Annotated in this window: 15 protein-coding genes and 1 pseudogene; 9 read left to right on the forward strand and 7 right to left on the reverse strand. The window is 68.2% G+C overall.

The window, feature by feature from the left end; genetic code table 11:
• Window positions 1-49 precede the first annotated feature (49 nt).
• The 3 genes and pseudogenes from AC5Y4Z_RS19885 to AC5Y4Z_RS19895 all read right to left on the reverse strand — a co-directional run bounded on the left by AC5Y4Z_RS19885 (window position 50) and on the right by AC5Y4Z_RS19895 (window position 4,077).
• Window positions 50-1,150 carry an IS110 family RNA-guided transposase gene (locus AC5Y4Z_RS19885; protein WP_499966387.1) on the reverse strand — a complete coding sequence of 367 codons (1,101 nt, stop codon included), beginning with the start codon at window positions 1,148-1,150 and terminating at the stop codon, window positions 50-52.
• Between the two features lie 151 nt (window positions 1,151-1,301).
• Window positions 1,302-2,353, reverse strand: a pseudogene (locus tag AC5Y4Z_RS19890) (13E12 repeat family protein); the annotation flags it as partial.
• A 56-nt stretch (window positions 2,354-2,409) separates the two neighbouring features.
• Window positions 2,410-4,077 (reverse strand): PE family protein, encoded by a 1,668-nt coding sequence (locus AC5Y4Z_RS19895; RefSeq protein WP_499966388.1) that lies wholly within the window; start codon window positions 4,075-4,077, stop codon window positions 2,410-2,412.
• Window positions 4,078-4,543: 466 nt separating this feature from the next.
• Here AC5Y4Z_RS19895 and AC5Y4Z_RS19900 point away from each other — a divergent pair, with 466 nt between their 5' ends.
• Window positions 4,544-5,674, forward strand: a complete 1,131-nt coding sequence (locus tag AC5Y4Z_RS19900) for a nitronate monooxygenase (RefSeq protein ID WP_499966389.1) — start codon at window positions 4,544-4,546, stop codon at window positions 5,672-5,674.
• A gap of 6 nt (window positions 5,675-5,680) precedes the next feature.
• Here the strand turns inward: AC5Y4Z_RS19900 and AC5Y4Z_RS19905 are convergent, their stop codons facing one another.
• Genes AC5Y4Z_RS19905 through AC5Y4Z_RS19915 form a run of 3 tightly spaced genes read right to left on the reverse strand, consistent with a single transcriptional unit; the run spans window position 5,681 to window position 6,670 of the window.
• A complete protein-coding gene (locus AC5Y4Z_RS19905; RefSeq protein ID WP_499966390.1) occupies window positions 5,681-5,923 on the reverse strand; it encodes an Rv1893 family protein in 243 nt (80 codons plus the stop codon).
• Between the two features lie 47 nt (window positions 5,924-5,970).
• On the reverse strand, window positions 5,971-6,261 hold the full coding sequence (locus AC5Y4Z_RS19910) for a hypothetical protein (RefSeq protein ID WP_499966391.1): 291 nt from the start codon (window positions 6,259-6,261) through the stop codon (window positions 5,971-5,973).
• Between the two features lie 4 nt (window positions 6,262-6,265).
• On the reverse strand, window positions 6,266-6,670 hold the full coding sequence (locus AC5Y4Z_RS19915; protein ID WP_499966392.1) for a hypothetical protein: 405 nt from the start codon (window positions 6,668-6,670) through the stop codon (window positions 6,266-6,268).
• Between the two features lie 212 nt (window positions 6,671-6,882).
• On the opposite strand from AC5Y4Z_RS19915, the gene AC5Y4Z_RS19920 reads away from it, so the two are divergent.
• The 3 genes from AC5Y4Z_RS19920 to AC5Y4Z_RS19930 are packed head-to-tail and all read left to right on the forward strand — an operon-like array spanning window position 6,883 to window position 9,757.
• Complete coding sequence (locus AC5Y4Z_RS19920) at window positions 6,883-8,166, forward strand: cytochrome P450 (protein WP_499966393.1); 1,284 nt, start codon at window positions 6,883-6,885, stop codon at window positions 8,164-8,166.
• A gap of 10 nt (window positions 8,167-8,176) precedes the next feature.
• Window positions 8,177-9,190 (forward strand): alcohol dehydrogenase, encoded by a 1,014-nt coding sequence (locus AC5Y4Z_RS19925; RefSeq protein ID WP_499966394.1) that lies wholly within the window; start codon window positions 8,177-8,179, stop codon window positions 9,188-9,190.
• 21 nt (window positions 9,191-9,211) lie between these two features.
• On the forward strand, window positions 9,212-9,757 hold the full coding sequence (locus AC5Y4Z_RS19930) for a YceI family protein (RefSeq protein ID WP_499966723.1): 546 nt from the start codon (window positions 9,212-9,214) through the stop codon (window positions 9,755-9,757).
• On the opposite strand, the gene AC5Y4Z_RS19935 is transcribed toward AC5Y4Z_RS19930, so the two are convergent.
• A complete protein-coding gene (locus tag AC5Y4Z_RS19935; RefSeq protein ID WP_499966395.1) occupies window positions 9,754-10,866 on the reverse strand; it encodes a DUF7159 family protein in 1,113 nt (370 codons plus the stop codon). The two genes, AC5Y4Z_RS19930 and AC5Y4Z_RS19935, sit on opposite strands and share 4 nt — an antisense overlap.
• 642 nt (window positions 10,867-11,508) lie before the next feature.
• Between AC5Y4Z_RS19935 and ag85B the strand changes: the two genes are divergently transcribed.
• The 5 genes from ag85B to AC5Y4Z_RS19960 all read left to right on the forward strand — a co-directional run bounded on the left by ag85B (window position 11,509) and on the right by AC5Y4Z_RS19960 (window position 14,934).
• Complete coding sequence (gene ag85B / locus AC5Y4Z_RS19940) at window positions 11,509-12,498, forward strand: diacylglycerol acyltransferase/mycolyltransferase Ag85B (RefSeq protein ID WP_499966396.1); 990 nt, start codon at window positions 11,509-11,511, stop codon at window positions 12,496-12,498.
• A 228-nt stretch (window positions 12,499-12,726) separates the two neighbouring features.
• The gene (rpfC, locus tag AC5Y4Z_RS19945; RefSeq protein ID WP_499966398.1) at window positions 12,727-13,140 is read left to right on the forward strand and encodes a resuscitation-promoting factor RpfC; all 414 of its coding nucleotides are present in this window, start codon (window positions 12,727-12,729) and stop codon (window positions 13,138-13,140) included.
• 47 nt (window positions 13,141-13,187) lie between these two features.
• Window positions 13,188-13,661: an SRPBCC family protein gene (locus AC5Y4Z_RS19950; protein WP_499966725.1), complete on the forward strand. Its 474-nt coding sequence runs from the start codon at window positions 13,188-13,190 to the stop codon at window positions 13,659-13,661.
• Between the two features lie 6 nt (window positions 13,662-13,667).
• Complete coding sequence (locus AC5Y4Z_RS19955) at window positions 13,668-14,501, forward strand: SDR family oxidoreductase (RefSeq protein ID WP_499966399.1); 834 nt, start codon at window positions 13,668-13,670, stop codon at window positions 14,499-14,501.
• A gap of 13 nt (window positions 14,502-14,514) precedes the next feature.
• A complete protein-coding gene (locus AC5Y4Z_RS19960) occupies window positions 14,515-14,934 on the forward strand; it encodes a lipoprotein LpqH (protein ID WP_499966401.1) in 420 nt (139 codons plus the stop codon).
• The last annotated feature ends 1 nt before the right edge of the window (window position 14,935 follow it).

The following is a 14,935-nucleotide window of genomic DNA, read 5'->3' on the forward strand; positions in this document are numbered from 1 at the left end:
GGTAGCGGGCCCGGGAAGTGACTGGTCTGAAGTGTCGGTGTACGGGGTGTCAGCCGACCGCGCGAGACAACAGAGCCGCCCCCGAGTGTCCTCCCGGGTCCGCCCCGTGAGGGTGGGCGTCGCGGGTTAGTTGTCGGTAGACCGTATCGGAGAGCCGCCGTTTGAGGCAGCGCATGGCCTCGCGTTTGCTCTTGCCTTCGGATCGTTTGCGTTGGTAGTAGGCCCGCCCCGGGGTATTGGAGCGGATCTGCGTGAGTGCCATGACGTGCAGGCAGGCGTTGAGCTGGCGGTCACCGGCCCGGGAGAGTCGGTGGCGCACGACGTCGCCGGAGGACACCTCGATGGGGGCGGTGCCGGTGTAGGTAGCAAAGGCGGCTGCTGAACGGAATCGGTGGACGTCCCCGACGCGGCTGATGATCTTGGCGGCCGAGATCGTTCCGATGCCGTGCAGTTCCGTCAGGGTGGTGCCCGAGGTGGTGACTGCGGACTCGATGTCGCCGGCGGCCTTGGCAATGCGGCGGTCGAGGTGGCGAACTTCGCCGACCATGTCGACGGCCAAGGCGCGCAACGCCTTGGTAGCGGGATCGCGGGGACGGATCGTACTGAGCAGCGTGGCTGCACGTTCGGCGGTCAAAGTGCTTGATGCTCCGCCGGGACTCAGCTTGGTGAGCAGCACGTGCAGCCGGTTGATGGCTTGGGTGCGGATCTTTACCAGATCCTCGCGGTGTTCGACGATTGCCCGTAGCGCGGTCACGGCGTCATCGACGGTGACCGTGGTGAGATGGCTGGCATTGAGAGCGGCGATCCCGACCGACAGCGCATCGGCATCGTCGTTCTTACGACCGTGCCCGGTAGAGAGAAGTCTTACGCGGGCAGCGAGTTTGGCGGGAACGTCCACGACGTCCACTCCATCGCGGGCCAGCTGGGCGGTCAAAGGGGCACCCATTCCGTGGGCCCCCTCGATGGCCCACATGTTGGCGCGCCAGGTGCGGGCAAAGCGCCGCAGTGCCCGGTACCCGGCGCGGCTGACGCCTACCCGCAAAGTGGCCAAGGGCTGCAAGGACTCGCCGACTGCAGCCGCGGTCCACGACGCTTTGTGGGGATCGATGGCGATCACCACCCGTCGGTCGATGGTGGATACCGCTGACATGTTTAACTCCTCACTTCGATGTGTAGAAAGCGAGGAGGGCACATCAACTTTCGGCTAGGCAGACCTCTCTCAAGCCACTCCTCGTTTGCGGCGATGACCGGACGCAGGTCACTACTGAGTCAACCCACGTGGGTGACAGGTGCGCATCGAGCGGAGCCGGCCACCGCCTAGAAGAGCATGACTGTAGGCCAGACCCTCCTGGCCGTGATTCAACAAGTTGATGTGCATGGCGGGCCAGGCGGATCACGTCCGACATCGGCAGCACGGTGCCCCCGCCGGTGAGGGCCTTGCCGGCCGCGGCCTCGAGGTCTTTGAGCGCGGCGGTGACGATGATCGTCGCCGGTAACCCGTTGTGCTGGCCCAGGTTTCCGCTGCACAGCAGCGCCTGCAGGGCGGCGTTGAGCCCGTCGTGGTTGCGTTGGGCCGCGGTGCGCGTATCGCGGCGCTTGGCTTCGTCGTCGGGCGGGCCGTCGACGACGGGGATGTCGTCGTCGGGGTTGCACATCCCGGGCGCCGCCGTCTTGGCCAGCACCTCCTCGAGGGTGGCCCGCGCCTCGGGGGTCAGCCAGCCGCGCAGTTGCGACATGCCGTCGACGCCCTGTTTGCCCAGAACCAGCCCGCGGCGGCGGGCCCGCTCCTCGTCGGTGTAGGTGCCGTCCGGGTTGAGGTAGTACGCGATCAAATCGGCCCATTCGCGCACCTGCTCGGGCCGGTACTGGGCGGCCAACTTCGCCAGCTCGGACTCGGCGCGGTCGCGAATCTCCGCGTCGACCCAGCAGGGCAGCTCGTCGAGAAACCGCCGGATCACCGCCACATGACCGGGGCCGGCCTGCCCCGCGCGCTGGGCGGCCGCGGTGGCCGGCAGCCGCGGCGTCAACGGCTCACCGCTCAGCGCGTGGCGCGGGCCCAAATCGGCGGCCTCGGCCACCCGCCGGTTGGCGTCGGCGCGGGTGATGCGCAGCCGATCGGCCACGACATGCGACAGCCTGCCGCCCAACTCCGCCGGCGTGGACTGCTGAACCAGCTGATTGATCAGTGCGTGGCCGGCACGCGCAACCGGCAGGTCTCGTGTTCGAGGCGCTCCAACAATGCCAGCCGCTCCGGGGTGGTCAGCGCGTCATAAGAATGGTCGAGAACGCGCGACACCGCAGCGCGCAGCGCATCGAAGTCCTCCTGGACTTGCTCGCGCGTACTCGAACACATGTGCGAAATACTACGTCGGCCCTCCGACAAGAATTCCGGCGACGTGATCTAGCGTGCTATGGCTTGCCGTTCGTGCCGGGGGCGCCAAAAATGCCGCCTTGGCCGCCGGTGCCGCCGGGCCCGCCATTGAGACCGTTGCCGCCGTTGCCGCCGATCCCAAAGATCGACGGGGTGTAATTGCCCGCGTCGAGCGTCCCGGCGTTGCCGCCGTTGCCGCCGTGCGCAACGCCGGTGCCGGTCCCGGCGTCGCCGCCGGCTCCGCCATAGCCGAAGAACCCGAGACCGCCGCCCCCGTCGCCGCCGTTGTTGCCGCCGTTGCCGAGGGGCGCGGCGCCGCCGTGCCCACCGGCACCGCCGATGGCCGCCTGGAACCCGACGCCCAGCCCACCGGCCCCGCCGGCGCCGCCGTTGCCGAGGGCCGACGCACCGCCGGCCCCGCCGGCCCCGCCGCCGCCGATGCCGACCAATGCCGCGGCTGTGCCGCCGATACCGCCGGCGCCACCAGTGCCGAGCGCCCCGGTGGCGGCACCGCCGGCGCCCGCGTTGCCGCCGACGGCGGCGCCCCACCCGACGAGGTCGGGGGCAGCGGCCAGGCCACCGGCTCCGCCCGCCCCGGCCGTTCCGGTGGTGGCCCCACCGCCCAGCCCGCCGAGGCCCCCCTGGGCCAAGTCGATTCCGAAGAAGCCGCTGGAAGCGCCGGCACCGCCCGCGCCACCGGCGCCGCCGGTGCCCAGGAGACCGGTCGCGTTTCCGCCGGCGCCGCCGTTGCCGCCGAGGCTCAAGTCGATCCCGAAGGGGATGCGGGCGAAGCCGGTGCCGCCGGCACCCCCGGCCCCACCGATGCCCGTGACGGTGTTGCCGCCGTTTCCGCCCGCCCCGCCGAAGCCAAGGAAGAGGCCTTGTCCGGTGCCGCCCGCCCCGCCGGCCCCGCCGGTGCCGCTGGTCGCGTCGCCGCCGTTGCCGCCGGTCCCGCCGAAGCCGTCGAGGAAGCCCGCCCGGCCGCCGCCCCCGCCTGCCCCGCCGTTGCCGGCGCCGGCCGCGGCCGCGCCGCCCCCGCCGACGCCACCGGAACCGATCAGGAACGCGTTGCCGCCCGCCCCACCGGCCCCGCCGCCCGTCCCGCCGGCACCGCCAAGACCGCCGGAGCCCCACAGCCACCCACCGTTGCCGCCTCGGCCGCCCGCCAGGCCGGGGCCCCCGGTCCCGCCCGTGCCGCCGAAACCGATGAGGCCGGCGTTCCCGCCGGCGCCACCGGCCTGCCCGGCCCCGCCGGAACCGCCGTTGCCGCCGTTACCGATCAACAGGCCGCCGGCCCCCCCGTTTGCTCCGGTTCCCGGGGCGCCGTTGGTGCCATTGCCGATCAGCGGGCGACCCAACAGCAGCTGGGTCGGGGCGTTGATCACCCCGAGCACGTCCTGCTCGAGGGTCTGCAACGGCGAAGCGTTGGCGGCCTCCGTGGCCGCGTAGGCGCCGCCGGCGCCCGTCAGGGCCTGGACGAATTGCGCGTGAAACGCCGCGACCTGGGCGCTGACCGCCTGGAATTGTGCGCCATGGCTGGAAAACAAGGCGGCCAGCGCCGCCGACACCTCGTCCTCGGCGGCGGCCACCAAGCCGGTGGTCGGGGCCGCCGCCGCCGCGTTGGCTTCGCTCAGCGACGACCCGATGCCCGCCACATTCTCTGCGGCCGCGGCCAACATGTCCGGCACAGCGGTAATAAACGACATCTGACAACCTCCAATAACCCGCCCGATGGGCCATCGCGTAATCGATGATGAGCGAAATGCTAGGGCCGCCGACAGTTAATTTGACGCAATTACAATAATTGCCAGCGGCTTCACAGGGGCCAGGGTGTCCATGTCGCATCGTGTATCGAAAAACTAAGTGCCAGAAGCGAATTCGCCCGCCCCAGCCGGTCGGCTTATACGCGCACAAGCTATCGAAAACTTAAGCGGTGGCTAGGAATTGCCTGTGTCGACGGGGCTTGATCGCATTAAACATTTCCCGCCGACGGCCGGGAGCGGGTCCGTCGCAGGTCATGCCCTGCGTTGGGAACGCCGCAGTCACCCGCGGTCCTGAAGCGTCGTAGTGCCGGCGCGTTGGCCAGGGGCCGCTGGCCACGTCAGGCCGCTGCGTACTAAACTAGAACACGTTTCAGTTCCGCTCGTCAGGGTCAAGCTTTCAGGAGTAGGCATGCATACCGCGATCTGCGACGAACTCGGCATCGAGTTCCCGATCTTCGCCTTCACCCACTGCCGCGACGTGGTGGTGGCGGTCAGCAAGGCGGGTGGTTTCGGCGTGCTGGGCGCCGTCGGCTTCACGCCCGAACAGCTGGAGATCGAACTCAACTGGATCGACGAGAACATCGGCGACCACCCCTATGGCGTCGACATCGTCATCCCGAACAAATACGAGGGGATGGACTCCCACCTGTCCGCCGAAGAGCTGGCCGAGACGCTGCGCAAGATGGTGCCGCAGGAGCACCTCGACTTCGGCAAGAAGATCCTCGCCGATCACGGCATCCCGGTCGAGGACAGCGACGGCGACACCCTGCAGCTGCTCGGCTGGACCGAGGCGACCGCCACGCCTCAGGTCGAGGTTGCGCTGCAGCACCCGAAGGTCAAGATGATCGCCAACGCGCTGGGCACCCCGCCGGCCGACATGATCAAGCACATCCACGACGCCGGACTCAAGGTGGCAGCGCTGTGCGGCTCGCCTTCGCAGGCGCGCAAGCACGCCGACGCAGGCGTCGACATCATCATCGCGCAGGGCGGCGAGGCCGGTGGCCACTGCGGCGAGGTGGGCTCAATCGTGTTGTGGCCGCAGGTCGTCAAGGAGGTGGCCCCGCTCCCGGTGCTGGCGGCGGGCGGCATCGGCAGCGGCCAGCAGATCGCGGCGGCTTTGGCGCTCGGCGCCCAGGGGGCGTGGACCGGGTCGCAGTGGCTGATGGTCGAGGAATCCTCGAACACGCCCGTGCAGCAACAGGCCTACGTCAAGGCGGGCAGCCGGGACACCGTGCGCAGCCGGTCGTTCACCGGCAAGCCGGCCCGGATGCTGCGCAACGACTGGACCGAGGCCTGGGAGCAGCCGGACAACCCGAAGCCGCTCGGAATGCCCTTGCAGTACATGGTTTCCGGCATGGCGGTGCGGGCCACGAACAGGTACCCCAACGAATCGGTGGACGTCGCGTTCAACCCGGTCGGTCAGGTCGTCGGCCAGTTCACCAAGGTGGAGAAGACGTCGACCGTCATCGAGCGCTGGGTGCAGGAGTACCTGGAAGCCACCAACAGGCTCGACGAGCTCAACGAGGCGGCCGCCGTCTGACGGCGGCTACTCGTCGTCATCGAGGTCGAGGTCGAGGTCGGCGTCGTCCCGGCCGGTGAACACTTCCTTGGCCCGGTCGACGGCGTGGGTCGCGATGTCGATGGAGCTCTGGACGATGCCGCTGGCGCCGCCCGCGATGTCGCCGCGGATCATGTCGCTGGCGTTTTCGACGATGTCCGAGGCCTTTTCGACGGCGTTAGTCGCGATGTCCCGGGCCGCGTCGACGGCGTCTTTGGGGTTGAAGCCCATCGGAGTCTCCTTTCGTGGCAACATCTTTGACACGACTTTAGTGGGGGTCAGTAGTTGACCAGCGTGCGCCAGTAGTCCTCGGGAATCTCCGCGCCGGACCGCAAGACCCGCGCCAGCCCGACGGCCATCGCGACGCCGAGCAGCCCCAGCCACAGGCCGGCCACGCCGATGGCGCCCCAGAGCACCGCGGTGACCGCCGGCCACGGCGACAGCACCGCGAGCACCGGCGCGAAGAAGAAGCCCGTCCCGATGTACCAGGCCGAGCCGGCGCGATCCGACGCCAGGACGAAGCGCAGCCAGCGCGGGACCGGCGCTGCGGCGGGCGGGGCTGCGCTCATGCGGTTACCCCGACGGGGGGAAGAACCCCGCCCCGGTGAACCAGCCCTCCTGCCACCCGCGATCCCCCAGGCAGAGCATGGGCAGCCCCCGGTCCGACTGCGCTGCCGCCTGTGGGCCCGGGCACTTGGCGCCGGCCTGCTGCACTCCATAGAGCGGGTACGAGATGACCCAGTAGCCGGTGGTCGCCGCCGGGAACTGGTTGGGCGGCGGGAAGTGACAGGCCTCGGCCTGACCGCTGGGGCCGCGCCCGAAGATGAAGCTTTCGTAGTTGTCGCACGGCGCGCCCAGCGAGGCCTGATAGTTCATCCCGGGCACGTCGCCGTCGTAGTGTGGATCGGCGGCCGCGCACGGCGCCATGCCGACCGTGATGCCCGCTATGGAAGCGGCGCTGAGCAATTCCCGAATCATGTTCCACCCCGCCTGTCGCCGGTGACCTGGACAAAAGCATATCGGTTGCGCCGCCGGCCACAAGATCACCGACGGCGTACGGCCGACGGACAGCACTGAACGTGTTGCAATTCTTCGGCGACGATATCGCTCCAATCCTTCCCAACCGTGGTCCGGCAATGGTTTCCTTGCACCAGGACACCTAGACGACTTCGTGTTTCGAGGAGTGCGCCATGTCAATCGCCGAGCCGACGGCCAACCCGGTCCCCAATCTGCCGCCCGGATTCGACTTCACCGATCCCGACATTCACGCCGAGCGGTTGCCGGTCGAAGAACTGGCCGAGCTGCGCCGCACGGCGCCGATCTGGTGGAACGAACAACCGATCGGGGCGGGCGGCTTCGACGACGGCGGCTTCTGGGTGGTGTCCAAACACAAGGACGTCAAAGAGGTCTCGCTGCGCAGCGACGTCTTCTCCAGCCTGGAGAAGACCGCGCTGCCCCGTTACAAGGACGGCACGGTCGGCGAGCAGGTCGAGCGCGGCAAGTTCGTGCTGCTCAACATGGATGCGCCGCAGCACACCCGGCTGCGCAAGATCATCTCGCGGGCCTTCACCCCCCGAGCCATCGAGCGGCTGCGCGGCGACCTCGCCGAGCGCGCCCGCCGCATCGTCGAGGAAGCGGCCGCCCAGGGTCGCGGCGACTTCGTCGAACAGGTGTCGTGCGAGCTGCCGTTGCAGGCGATCGCCGGGTTGATGGGTGTACCGCAGGAAGAACGGAAGAAGCTCTTCCACTGGTCCAATGAGATGGTCGGTGACCAGGACCCCGAATTCGCCAACAACGACGCCATCACGGCGTCGGTGGAGCTCATCATGTACGGCATGCAGATGGCCGCCGACCGTGCCCAAAATCCGGGCGAGGACCTGGTGACCAAGCTGGTCCAGGCCGACATCGACGGCCACAAGCTGTCCGACGACGAGTTCGGTTTCTTCGTGATCCTGTTGGCGGTGGCCGGCAACGAGACCACGCGCAACTCGATCACCCAGGGCATGATGGCCTTCACCGACTTTCCGGACCAGTGGGAGCTGTTCAAGCGGGAGCGTCCCGCCACCGCGGCCGACGAGATCGTCCGGTGGGCGACCCCGGTGACGTCGTTCCAGCGCACCGCGCTCGAGGACTACGAACTGTCCGGCGTGCAGATCAAGAAGGGCCAACGGGTCGTCATGGTCTACCGCTCGGCCAATTTCGACGAGGAAGTCTTCGACGACCCGTTCACCTTCAACATCCTGCGCGATCCCAACCCGCACGTGGGATTCGGTGGCACCGGCGCGCATTACTGCATCGGCGCCAACCTGGCGCGGATGACGATCGACCTGATGTTCAACGCGATCGCCGACGGCATCCCGGACCTGGAATCGGTCGGCAAGCCGCAACGGCTGCGGTCGGGCTGGCTCAACGGGATCAAACACTGGGAGGTCGACTACCACACCGACGGCGCGAAAGGCCCTGTCGCGCAGTAGCATCAACCGCATGACAACCCATCGAGCTGTTCATGTGAAGTCCGCGGGCGCACCGCTGGAGCTGGTCGACGTCGATACGGTGCCGCCGGGTCGTGACGAGGTACGGCTGACGGTCTCCGCGTGCGGCATCTGCGGCACCGATGCCCACTTTGTCTCCGGGGGTTTTCCCGGCATGTCGTGGCCGTTGACGCCGGGGCACGAAATCGCCGGGAAGATAGCGGAACTCGGCGACGGCGTCGAGGGCTTCGCGGTCGGTGATCGGGTGGCGGTCGGCTGGTTCGGTGGGTGCTGCTACCACTGCGATCCCTGCCGCAAGGGCATCTTCATCCACTGCGCCAACGGCAAGGTGCCGAGCTGGCAGTACCCCGGCGGCTACGCCGAGTCGGTGACCGTGCCGGCCAACACTTTGGCCCGGATTCCCGACGGGCTCTCCGATGCCGAAGCCGCCCCGATGGGGTGCGCGGGAGTGACGACCTATAACGCGCTGCGCCACACCAAGGCGCTGCCCGGCGACCGGGTGGCCATCCTCGGCGTCGGCGGGCTCGGCCATCTCGGCGTGCAGTTCGCCCGCGCGATGGGTTTCGAGACCATCGCCATCGCGCGGGGCACCGGGAAGGCCGAGGACGCCAAGAAGCTTGGCGCGCATCACTACATCGACTCCACCAGCGGCGACGTCTCCGAGGCGTTGCAGGCCCTGGGCGGCGCGGCGGTGGTCCTCGGTACCGCCGGGAACTCAAAGGCCATGGCGGACACCGTCGGCGGGCTACTCCCCCAGGGCGAACTGGTCACCATCGGCGTGACCCCCGAGCCGCTGCCCATCAGCCCGGTGCAGCTGATCACCCCGGGCCTGAGCATCGTCGGGCATCCCTCAGGCACGGCCAAAGACGTCGAAGAGACCATGCACTTCGCGCTTTTGTCCGGTGTGCGGGCGTGGATCGAGGAGCTACCGCTGGCGCAGGCCGCCGAGGGCTATGCCGCGTTGGAACAGGGGCGGGCGCACTACCGCACCGTTTTGACCATGTGACACAGTCGATTTGTGACCGACCTGTGGACCATCAGCGCATCCGACGGTGAGTTGTCGCTCCGCACCGGTGTCGCGGGCCGGGCGGCGCGTATGGGGCACAACCTCATCATCGCGATGACCCGCTGGGAGGCGACGGTGGCCTGGGCCGGTGCCGAACCGGTCACCGCGGAGCTGGCCGTCGACGTCGATTCCCTGGAGGTGTTGCGCGGCGAGGGCGGCGTCACCGGGCTGACCGCGCCGGAAAAGGCGCTGGTGCGCTCGAACGCCCTGAAGTCGCTGGGCGCCAACCGCTACCCCGAGATCCGTTTCGCCGCCGATCATGTCGAGAAGACCCGCGACGGGTACTGCCTCGCCGGCAAGCTGCACATCCGCGGAACATCCCGCAAGCACGTAATCGATCTGCGCACAGAGGATCTCGGTGATGAGTGGCGGATGTCCGCCGAATCCGCCGTTCGGCAAACCGATTTCGGCGTCAAGCCCTACTCGTTGCTGATGGGCTCGATGAAGGTCGCCGACGAGGTGGTGCTGTCCTTCACCGCGGCGCACCCCAAAGGCGGCGGGTCCTAGGGCTGGGTCGGCGCGGGCGGGGCCGCGTCACCGGCGTCGCCGGGTATGTGCTCGAGCACTCGGGTCAGGTAGGGCCCTCGGGCCCCGGGATCAGGTTGCTGCTCGGCGGGGGCTTCGTTCTGCTCGCGTGGCGCGGCTTCCGCAGGCGTGTCGGCGGCGGGCTTCGACTGGGGTGCGATCGGCGCGGCCGCCGGCGGCGGCGCAATGGCCTGGGCCACTTGCGGCGCCGGTTCGTGAACCTCGCGGTTCCCCGGGGCGGGCTGGCTGTCCGGGACCAGCTGGATGCCGACCGCGAGCGACAACGAGGCGACGAACGTCACGGCGCCTGCGGCCAACGCGGTGGCCGCCCCCGCGTGGGAGAACTTGCGGCGCGGCGGCGCGGGTGCGACGGGTGGCTCGCTGAGGTGCGCCACCAGCTGGTCGTCGGTGAACTCGGTGCTTCGGGCCGCGGCCAGCGCGGCGCCGCGGGCGATCGTCACCTGGGCCATGGTCTGCGCGAAAACCGGCACGGGCAGCGCCTTTTCGAGCTGCCAGGAGAAGCCCTCGATGTCGGTGTCCGCGCCGACGACGACCACCCCGCCGGGGCGCCACCCGGCGCGTCGCTCGAACATGCCGCGAAGCCAGGAAGTCAGGCCGTCGAACCCACCGCGCACCCGCTTGACGGCCGTCTGGGTTTCGCCGTCGTGGGTGTCGACCATGACGACGGTCGCCCACTCGTGCTCGAGGATGCAGACCGCGGTCTGCTCGTAGCCGATGACCGGTGCGATCGCGCGGGCCAGGGTCTCGACCGCTTCGAGCAGCCGGACGGGCACCACGTTGTCGAAGCCGGCGTCGGTCAGCGCTTCCAACAGCAGCGCCGCCTGGGCGGATGCGTCGTCGTTCCAGGTCAGCCCGATGACACGCAGCCGGTGATCGCCGGCGGCCGCCAGGGTGTCGACCCGCAACACCTCGTCAGCGACCTGTTCTGCGGTATTGAGGGCGCGCACGCCGCGGCCGGAGGGCAGACCCAACTCCTGGTGGTCCAGGATTGTGCCGTCGGCGCCGTGTCCTTCGGCGAGGACCCACCCGACGGTGGTCGGCGTCAGCGATAGCCCCAGTACCGTATCCAAATTCGCACCTCAATCAGTCCCGGCCCTCCGACGCTCTCAACCGCACGTCACGCACCACAAATTCCGCTGGTGCGGCGGTTCATGAGAGCCGGAACGGACCGGGATCGCGTGGTCTCCATCGGCTTGCTCCGTGAGAGCCTACGCGGTCCGCGCAACTTCGGCTGCCCCGGTCCGAGATCACCGTCAAACTCACACCCCGCGCGTAACGCCGGGGCGCGGGCGCCGGCGCAAAACGGCAGGTGACACGCGGATTTCATCAGGCCATGTTTTACCGATCGTTCGCCGGTGGCAATCGAACGCGCGGGCGACGAACCTGCGCTCCGTGGCCCGCGGGGCGGTATCCGGCGGACCGGCTTGGCGAAATCGGCCCCGCCATTTTGTGGAGCGCCTCGCCGGCTTAAGTGGCGCGCGGCCCGTGGGCCTGGGTCGCAGCGCCCGAAACCGGCCACTGCCTCGGGCTTCCCGCTGCGATGTTGGAGGCCGCGCGGCCGTCGACCGGTTGCGTCGCGGTTATCCAGATCGCGAATTTCATGCAAAAAACCGATATGAAACCGAGACTCGTTCGCGTCCTGATCGACATTTGGCCGAATGACCCGGTAAATTCCAGCTGAGACCGCGATCACATACGGACAAGGGGCAGGTATGACAGACGTGAGCGAGAAGATGCGGGCCTGGGGGCGTCGGCTTCTGGTCGGTGCGGCTGCGGCTGCCGCCCTGCCGGGCCTGATCGGTCTTGCCGGCCAGGCGCCGACCGCGGGGGCATTCTCGCGCCCGGGGCTGCCGGTCGAATACCTGCAGGTACCGTCCGGGGCGATGGGCCGCGACATCAAGGTCCAATTCCAGAGCGGCGGAAGCGGCTCCCCCGCCGTGTACCTTCTCGACGGACTGCGGGCCCAGGATGACTACAACGGATGGGACATCAACACACCCGCGTTCGAGTGGTACTACAAGTCGGGCCTGTCGATCGTCATGCCGGTCGGCGGGCAGTCCAGCTTCTACACCGACTGGTACCGCCCCGCGTGCGGGAAGGCCGGCTGCTCGACCTACAAGTGGGAGACATTCCTGACCAGCGAGCTGCCCGGGTACCTGTCGTCGCAGAAGGGCGTCAAGTCGAACGGCAGCGCCGCGGTCGGGATCTCAATGGCGGGTGCATCGGCAATGAACCTGGCCATCTATCACCCTGGTCAGTTCATCTACGCCGGTTCGCTGTCCGGTTACCTCAGCCCCTCCACCGGGCAGGGCTGGATAGGCCTGGCGATGGGCGATGCCGGCGGCTACAAGAAGGAAGACATGTGGGGGCCCGACAATGACCCGGCATGGACGCGTAACGACCCGTTGGTCAACGTCGGCCAACTCGTCGCCAACAACACCCGGCTTTGGGTGTACTGCGGCAACGGGACTCCGAACGAACTGGGCGGCGCGAACTTGCCGGCCACGTTCCTCGAGAGCAACTTCATGATCGGCGTCAACAAAAAGTTCCAGGACGCCTACAACGCCGCGGGCGGCCACAACGCCGTGTTCAACTTCCCGCCCTACGGCACCCACAGCTGGGAGTACTGGGGAGCCCAGCTCAACGCCATGAAGCCCGACCTGCAGAGCAGCCTGGGCGCGACCCCCGGCGGCGGCGGATAACCAGCTGACCGGACGCACGTCGCTACTGCGCTTGACGAAATCGTCAGGCGCAGTAGCGCATTATGGGCCGTTTATCAACTCGTGTTGCCAGGGCTAATTTATTTATTTCTCACCGTTTTCTAAAGCTGCGTTTTGGCTGGTGAAAGGCCCAATTGCGCTGCTAGAAGGGTTATCTCGCGGCATTTTCGAATCGGTAACGCTTCGGACACGGCGCGCGAAATCCCTGGCATGAGAAAAGTCTGCAAGCCTCTCGTCAAGTCCACGATGGTCGGCGGGTTCGTTGCAGCGCTGCTGACCTCCTCCGCCGGGGTGGCGCACGCCGCTCCCGTGGCCCCCAACTGGGACGCGGTCGCGCAATGCGAGTCCGGCGGCAACTGGCAAGCCAACACCGGCAACGGCGAATACGGTGGGCTGCAGTTCAAGCCGAGCACCTGGGCCCGCTACGGCGGCGTCGGCAACCCGGCGGCCGCATCCAGGGAGCAACAGATCGCGGTGGCCAACCGGGTCCTGGAGGACCAAGGGATCGAGGCGTGGCCGAAGTGCGGCGCGGCGTCGGGCCTTCCGATCGGGTTGTATTCGCACCCGGCACAGGGCATCAAGCAGATCATCAATGGCATCATCCAGGCGGCCATTCCGCACTGACGATTAGTCGGCCCTCGTCCGCGCGGGCCCTATGACCGGACGCGAAGCTGTGTTTGGATCAGCGCATGGAAGGTTCGTCGACGGTTCACATGGCCGCGCCCGCGGACAAGATCTGGGATCTGATCGCGGATGTCCGCAACACCGGGCGGTTCTCCCCGGAAGTGTTCGAGGCGGAGTGGCTGGGCGACGCGTCCGGGCCCGCGCTGGGCGCCAAATTCCGCGGCCACGTGCGGCGCAACGAGATAGGCCCGGTGTATTGGACGACGTGTGAGGTCACCGCGTGCGAACCCGGCCGCGAGTTCGGCTTCGCGGTGATGCTCGGGGACCGGGCGGTCAACAACTGGCACTACCGGTTGGCGCCCAGCGACGGCGGCACCGACGTGACGGAGTCGTTTCGGCTCAACCCCGCGCCGTGGCTCGGGGTCTATTGGTTGTTCGGCGGGTTCTTGCGCAAGCGGCGCAACGTCCGCGACATGACCAAGACGCTCAACCGCATCAAAGACTTGGTCGAGGCGGGCTGACGCGTCGTGAAATCGGTCTTCATCACCGGCGCGGGCAGCGGCATGGGCCGCGAGGGCGCCAAGCTTTTTCACGCCAAGGGTTGGCGCGTCGGCGCCGTGGACCGCAACGAGGACGGCCTGGCGACGCTGCGGCAAGAGTTGGGTGACGACCGGGTGTGGACGCGTTCCGTCGACGTGACGGACAAGGCCGCCCTGGACGGCGCGCTGGCCGACTTCTGCTCCGGCAACGCCGGCGGCGGGCTGGACATGATGTGGAACAACGCCGGCATCGGCGAGTCGGGCTGGTTCGAGGACGTGCCCTACGAGGCGGCGATGCGCGTCGTGGAGGTGAACTTCAAGGCGGTGTTGACCGGCGCCTACGCGTCGCTGCCCTACCTGAAGAAAACGCCTGGCAGCCTGATGTTTTCGACGTCGTCGTCGTCGGGCACCTACGGGATGCCGCGCATCGCGGTGTACTCGTCGACCAAGCATGCGGTCAAGGGGTTGACCGAGGCGCTGAGCGTCGAATGGCAGCGACACGGGGTGCGGGTCGCCGACGTGCTTCCGGGTCTGATCGACACGGCCATCCTCACCACGACCACCAACCACTCCGACGACGGCCGGCCGACGATGTCCGGCGAGGAGCTTCGCGCCACCGCACCCAAGAAGGGCCTGTTCCGGCTCATGCCCGCGACCAGCGTGGCGGAGGCGGCGTGGCAGGCCTACCACAACCCGAAGCGGCTGCACTGGTACGTGCCCAAGGGCATTCGGATGATCGACCTGCTCAAGGGTCTGAGCCCGGAGTTCGTGCGCGGCCGCATCGTCAAATCTCTGCCGGCGCTGATGCCGAAGCGGCCGTAATTCAGGAGGCCCGGTGCAAAACCGTTTGCTCGCAACTACTTTCATTCTGATCGCCGGCGCCGCGGTCGCGGGGTGCGGTCAGCCGCAGACGACGCCGCGGAAAGCCGCCCACGTGACCATCGACGGCGCCACCCACACGGCACGTCCGGCTGCGTGCAGCCAGATTCAGGCGTACCGGACCCTCGACATCGGCGACGAGAAGGGCCACGTCGAAGCGACGGTGTTGCTCAGCGGGTACCGGGTCATGCCGCAATGGGTGAAGATCCGCGACTTCGGCGGATTCACCGGCAGCTTCTATCAGGGCGGGGTCGGGGACGCGCGCGCCGACGTCAGCAACAACTCCTACACCATCACCGGCAGCGCCTACGGCATCAGCAACAGCAACCCCAACAAGGTGATCACCACGGACTTCAAGATCACCGCCGAGTGCTGAG

The organism is Mycobacterium sp. NGS63, from assembly GCF_059812295.1.